Here is a 6,387-nt window from a genome sequence, read left to right on the forward strand (position 1 = left end):
TTGTTCACCTCTTTTCTCTTTGAATGATTTCTTCAGCTGCTTGTTTCCCGCTGCTAACAGCTCCTTCTGACAAAATGGAATCCGGTGAAGCCCAGTCTCCTGCTATATATAATCCAGGAATGTCTGTTTTAGAACGGTGTAATTTTTGCTCATCTCCTATTTGAGGTAAGCGCTGGTTAACTGTAATTTGAGGGATAAAGCGACTTGTGATTTCATATTTTCTCCATCTTGGCTGAAGCTTTTCTAAGAATTGTTCAAGATCGTTTTTTACCTTTTCTTCATCGATGTGTTCATCCGGATGGTTATATTTAAATACATGCAGAACGAAACTTTTTTCATCATCAGATAGTCGGGCATAATTTGAATGTACAGAAAAATAGAGGGGATTAGTGATGCCCATAGCGAACAATTGCTTTGGATTAGGAAGATGAGTTAAAGCAACGTCTAATGTTGCTCCTTTTACAGGTGTTATTTGGGATAAAAAACTATTATAAGGAAGATTAACATTTTCACCTAACAGTGCATTAAGTTCTTGAGGGCCAGTTGTACAAATGATATACTTCCCGTGAATTTCTTCGCCATTAGTTAGAATTAACTTGAAATGCTCATGTTCTAGTGGGGCTATTTGTTTTACAACTGCACTTGATTGAACCTGAACACCTGAGATGACTGCATTATTGTGAAGTTGATCAATGATCGTCTGCCAACCGCCATCTAGATAAAGTACACCACCCATGACAGTCTTCAAGTGCGAAACCATTAATTTTGCACTTACCTTTTCAGGAGCGTGACAATACGTCGCAAGTCTGCCTAGTATATATAGTAACGACTGAACATTTTTAGACTTGGCTGCTTGCTCTACCCATTGTTGGAATGTTTGTTCTGCTAAACTTTCGGTATCAATCCAATTAAACTTCATTAAAACAGCAGCCCATTCAATACGTTCTTGCCAATTCAAAAGACTAGTGGACAACAAACCTGAAGGAGTAAAGGGAGCAGTATATACCATATTATCTTCAATTAAACTGCACGCTAATTTAGGTGATTTTCCGTTAAGTTTCACACCTAATTCTCCGAGGATAGATTTAGCTTTTCCTTTTTTATAAAGGGCGTGGGGGCCAAGATTAAAATATTGGTGATTAATCTTATTTGTTCTAGCCCTGCCACCCACATTCCTTCCTTTTTCTAATAGTAATACAGACAAATTAGTTTTAGCTAAATAATTTGCTGCAATATAACCTGCTAATCCACCACCGACAATGACAATATCCCATTTCCGAGTCATAAGATAACCTCCTTTTTGTATTTCATAACTTAAGACGACGGAGGTAGAATATTTGTGACAGGGACAAGGGTACATTTTAAGGTGAGTAAATTTACATTCTCTTTTTTGGGTTAAATACCTGTTACATAGTAGAGTCTTACTACGCAGCTAGTAATAAACTAACTAACTAACTAACTACTTACAGATTCGAGTAATTTAATAATTCTTTTCATACCTTATTTGTTATTTTCTGGTATGATTTATTTATGAAAACACTTTAGATTGTGAAGTGTTTCACTTAAAGTAACGAAGTAGAAGAGTTTAACAAGATTTTTGAAATTGAGGTGTCTTAAAATGAAAATCTACTCGATTGAGGAGTTACAGAAAAATAAAATAATAGATTTTTTTAAGTTGCATTGGGGAAGTCCAGAAATGGTTATTTCAAGTGGAGTCTATGATTGCAGTGCATTAGATGGTTTTACTATTATAAATAATGAAGATGAAATCATTGGCTTAATTACTTACATCATTAAAGATAACGAGTGCGATATTATTTCATTAGATAGTATTGAAGAAGGTAAAGGAATAGGTACAAACTTAGTTCAGGCAGTAGAAAACCTTGCTATTAAGAGAAAGTGTAAACTCGTTAAGCTTATAACAACAAACGATAATTTATCAGCATTAAGGTTTTATCAAAAACGAGGTTTTTTCTTGTCCCAAATTATAAATAATGCAGTTGAGACAGCAAGAAAGATAAAACCAGAGATACCTTTAATAGGTAATGATGGTATACCCATCAGAGATGAAATTGAGTTGATAAAGGTATTGAAGTAACGAATGTATTTATTAAATAGAAAAAAATAAGATTAGTTATCTAAATAGGAGGGAAACACATTGAAGAAAAAACTAACTATCAGCTTAGTCTCATTCTCAGTAATATTCTTATGGAATTACCTTCAATCAGACGGCTTAATAAGCGGATTTGGTACAGCTGTTGATAAACACAAAGATGGAAGAGCATATTTTTTAGTACTTTCCCCTAATGGTGAAGATACATTCGAGGTTAAAACATCTCCAGGTATATGGGAATCAATAATTATAGGTGAGAGATATGGGTATACCATTAAATATAATATGTTTAAAGAGAATTTAGTAGAAATTTCAAAAGCATATTCTGATTAAGGATAGTAGTTTATTAAAAAAGTCGAACGTAGTTTTTTCTTATATTCTTGTTAGTTTACTCCATTTCGCCAGTAAAGCTAAAAATGAGAACATAAATGATATTGACTATGATTGCAAAATATAGATTTTTTTTTAGTTGTCTTATTAAAGTAACGGAGGCGTTACTGGAACAGCAACAGTGACGCTTACTTTGTAACTATTGAGCAGGATAGTGGAATACGTTTATAGAAAGATGGGTGGTTTGGAAATGGTTGTTTTTTTGATTATAAGTGTCATTACTGCGGTAGTATTTTTCAATCTGTGCGTTAAAATTGCCATAAAAATAAATAATAACGAAGATGTAGGTTCTGACAAAATTTTTGCCTCAACAATGCTAATTATTAGTCTCTCCACTTTTATTATGTTAATGGTTCCATAGGTTTGGAGTTTCATATTAAACAAACGATAAGCATTAGTTAAGGAACTGTTGATCGGAAACAAAGGATTTTCCGTTGCTATTGAAGCAGAATACTTTAATAAGCTATATGTTCAAAATTTAAATTTGGTTTGGTGGATGAAAGAAAAGGAGGTTATTTTAATGAAAAAAATATTCCTAACTTTACTTGTTTTAGTAATAACATTTTTGAGTGCTTGCAGTTCTAATACTTGGGTTTTAGAAAAAGATAGGTTAAATGAAGTGGGAGATGTAGCTAGTTATGTAGGAGAACTGCAAACTAATCAAACGGATTTTCGAGGATACAGAATCTTTACAATATCAGAAGGAAAAAAGATGGTGGTTGTTTCATCTGGGACGAGTAACAAAACTATAGAATTTACTGGGGCAGACGTTACTAAAAACAATACGTCAATATCAGTCGTAGAAGTAAATAAGGAGTCAGACGAGGAGAACTCTTATATCCTAATAGGTTTAGATAAGATTGAGGGAGAACTAACTGTGGTTACCGAGAATGGTGAAGAATTTATGGCATTTGAATAAATAGCTTTTAGTAACTGTCGCAATGGCAGTTACTACTGTTGTTGAAGTAACGGATGCGAATGTTGAATAAGGTAAGTGGTATTGTTTTATTATGAGGGGGTATTAGGTTGGTAGCATGGTTACAAGGCGGACCTTTTCTTGAAGTAAGTTTCATCATAAAGTTTAATGATGAAAAGAAAGAAGTAATTAAAGCAATACTGAAGAAATTGACTAATTTGCATCATCAAATCGAGGTAGTAGATACCAATCTGGTTGAGATGTTGGAGTCGTTTGATAAAGGCTATCCATATGATGAAGAAGATCCACATTCAGTTTATAAACATTCTATGCATGTAAATTTATATGTTTCTGTTGCTGGTAGGCGTAAGTCAACATTACAAATAGAACAAGTTTCTTCAAGTGCTCTTCTGATTAACTTTTGGTTTTTCGGAAGTGAATTTGATGCACCTGAATGGGGTCAAATTGGTATTAAAGGTGAAGATTTATCTGACTTTAAAAACTTTCTAATAGATCTCTTTTATAACTTTAAATTTAAAATTGGTGGTGTGGCAATCGAGGAGGATGTATTAGGTTTATACGACTGTGATGAAGCTCGACCAAATGAGTGTTACTGCTTCGAGTATATAAAACCTCAACAACTCCTTAAAAACACGCCTTATTTTATTGACATATTATGGAATGAGGGATACGGAAAGTTAGGAGACACAATTCCTTATTACCATAAAAGAATTAATGATTCAGGATTATTAATTTCTATCAGTAATTCTTACAGCGAGTTTTAAAGTTATTGTTCAAAGAAGAGCTTTAGTGAAAAACTGGGGATTATGCACTTGGTTACTTATTAAACTAAGTTGTAATTGGTATATAGTATTAAAGTTTACTTATTCAAGTAAAGAGCAGGTTTGTGGAAAATAATATATTATCTTGAAACTAAAAAAGGTTTTTACTCGTCTCGTTTAGTAAAATTACATACAAGAGGGATAACTGTGAAAAAAATATTTTTAGTATATTCAATGTTATTATTTAGTATGGCTCTGTTGTTTGGTTGTGGAAAAAAAACAATCGAAGACACAACAGGAGATAAACAATTCAAAGAAAAACAATTTATAAATTATGAGGAAACGAAAGATAATATCCACTTTAATATTAAGGTCAACCAGAAAAGTTTTGATTTGAATAATGAAATAATTGTTGAGGCAACAGTAACTAATAAAGGGAATGAAAGTATTGAATATTACGCTGGTAGTTCATCCTGCATTTCTCACTTAGGAGTTCAAATTATATCAAAGGAAAACAACCGTTATTTAGCACAAAAGCCACCTGAGGAACCTAAAGAATGTACAGATGATATCCATACAGAACGATTAGAACCGCAAGAGACCGTTCAAGAAAAAGTAGTATTCTTACCAAAGGAACATATTCAATCTTCCGAAGAGCCAGCTTCCGGCGGGACTTATGATGTTGTTGTTATGTTTCATCCAGAAGGCAGTAGTTGGGAAGAAGCAATCAAAGTTACAACACAGATTACAATAGCGGGGACTACCAAAGATATCATTTCTAAAGAAAAGGCTGAACAAGTTGCAAACAATCATAAAAAAGTGCAAGAATGGGTTAAAAATCATTCTGGCGATAAAATTGCAAAAGTTGAAAATGATGAATATTTCCTTCTTTGGTATGACGGGTGGGACAAAACGAATAAACAAGAATTCGAAAGATTGAAACAGGGTATTTACCAAGAAGAAAAACAAATTCAATTTGTGGATGGGACGTGGGAAGTCACTTACTTATCTAAACTTGGACCATCACCAAATGGGATTAAGATTGTCGTAGATGCAAACAGTAAAGAGGTTTTATCTGTTAAAACATTTGAGCGGTAAAGAGTGGCTTAAAGTTTATGGTAAATAGGTATTGACAATCCGAAACATCTTGAATTTAAAATCTTAATGAGCTGATGCGTGGATAAAGCTTCAATTTTCTTCTTCAACTAAAGGAGGCATTAGTTGAAGATAGTAACGGTAAGAGTTGTTTCGGCAGCTCTTCTTTTTATAGATAAAGAGCAGGATAGTTGAAAAGATAAGGAGGAAGGAATATATTGTCTGGTCAAATTAAGTACCAATGGCGGATTACAAAATATAATCCTGATTATAGAGATGAAAATGGATATTACACATTAAAAGAAGAATGGACCTGTCCATCTGAAATAGGAAAAATAATAGATGGCAAGGAATTCACATTAGAGGAGTATCTTGATATTGAAGCAAAATATATAGATACATTAATAGCATTTATTATTGAAAGTGGTCTTAATACTTTAAGAATTTTACAATTATCTGAACAGAAAATCTCAACAGAAGATAGAAGTTCTGTTTTATATGAAACAGAATTTGATGAACTGATTTTAGAGGAAGATAAAATAGTAACACTGAATGACATTGTTATTATTAGTAAAATGATTTTAAGGAACTTTGTACACTGTCAACTGTATTTAAAGGATAGATTTTTTGCACATTTTGGTTGGGATTATTATATGTATATAGGCTCGTCGGAAAAATCCTTATCAGCAATTACCATAGCAACTGAAAGAGGATTATTTGTAGAAGAAATTGATTCTTCGCCATATTATTTCTTAGAAGAAGATACAACAAGGTTAGTCCAATGGAGTAAAAAAGAAAATGAGTTAGGAATGAATGAAGGAGATGAAGAGCTTCTTGAATTTCCCTTAGAAGAATTAAGGTTAATCTTTAATCTATCATCTCAACATCCTGTTGTGGGGAATATTAAAATTAAAATTGAATATAAGGATTTCTTCCAAAGATATTTAAACCATAAAATGGATTTCGATAAATATGAGTATTTTTTCTGGGGTGGGTATTGAACTAACGAAAGCTTATGTTGAATTAGAGACAAGAAAAACAACAGAATCACCAGCAAGTAATAAACCAACTAACTACTCATAGATTCAAGT

8 protein-coding genes are annotated in these 6,387 nt (G+C 32.7%); 7 read left to right on the forward strand and 1 reads right to left on the reverse strand.

The features are described from left to right. Window positions 1-4: 4 nt before the first annotated feature. Complete coding sequence (locus tag ACK4M9_RS21120; RefSeq protein ID WP_409854761.1) at window positions 5-1,285, reverse strand: phytoene desaturase family protein; 1,281 nt, start codon at window positions 1,283-1,285, stop codon at window positions 5-7. Window positions 1,286-1,618: 333 nt separating this feature from the next. Here ACK4M9_RS21120 and ACK4M9_RS21125 point away from each other — a divergent pair, with 333 nt between their 5' ends. The 7 genes from ACK4M9_RS21125 to ACK4M9_RS21155 all read left to right on the forward strand — a co-directional run bounded on the left by ACK4M9_RS21125 (window position 1,619) and on the right by ACK4M9_RS21155 (window position 6,297). Beyond that, window positions 1,619-2,098: a GNAT family N-acetyltransferase gene (locus ACK4M9_RS21125; RefSeq protein ID WP_409854762.1), complete on the forward strand. Its 480-nt coding sequence runs from the start codon at window positions 1,619-1,621 to the stop codon at window positions 2,096-2,098. Window positions 2,099-2,158: 60 nt separating this feature from the next. Further along, a complete protein-coding gene (locus ACK4M9_RS21130; RefSeq protein ID WP_409854763.1) occupies window positions 2,159-2,446 on the forward strand; it encodes a hypothetical protein in 288 nt (95 codons plus the stop codon). Between the two features lie 247 nt (window positions 2,447-2,693). Further along, window positions 2,694-2,864 carry a hypothetical protein gene (locus ACK4M9_RS21135; protein ID WP_409854764.1) on the forward strand — a complete coding sequence of 57 codons (171 nt, stop codon included), beginning with the start codon at window positions 2,694-2,696 and terminating at the stop codon, window positions 2,862-2,864. Between the two features lie 159 nt (window positions 2,865-3,023). Further along, a complete protein-coding gene (locus ACK4M9_RS21140; protein ID WP_409854765.1) occupies window positions 3,024-3,422 on the forward strand; it encodes a hypothetical protein in 399 nt (132 codons plus the stop codon). Between the two features lie 107 nt (window positions 3,423-3,529). After that, window positions 3,530-4,204, forward strand: coding sequence for a hypothetical protein (locus ACK4M9_RS21145; protein ID WP_409854766.1), 675 nt, complete (start codon window positions 3,530-3,532; stop codon window positions 4,202-4,204). 204 nt (window positions 4,205-4,408) lie between these two features. Beyond that, window positions 4,409-5,299 (forward strand): hypothetical protein, encoded by an 891-nt coding sequence (locus ACK4M9_RS21150; RefSeq protein ID WP_409854767.1) that lies wholly within the window; start codon window positions 4,409-4,411, stop codon window positions 5,297-5,299. A 215-nt stretch (window positions 5,300-5,514) separates the two neighbouring features. After that, a complete protein-coding gene (locus tag ACK4M9_RS21155) occupies window positions 5,515-6,297 on the forward strand; it encodes a DUF7683 domain-containing protein (RefSeq protein WP_409854768.1) in 783 nt (260 codons plus the stop codon). Window positions 6,298-6,387: the final 90 nt, after the last annotated feature.

The organism is Anaerobacillus sp. (assembly GCF_046314235.1).
Lineage (GTDB): Bacteria > Bacillota > Bacilli > Bacillales > Anaerobacillaceae > Anaerobacillus.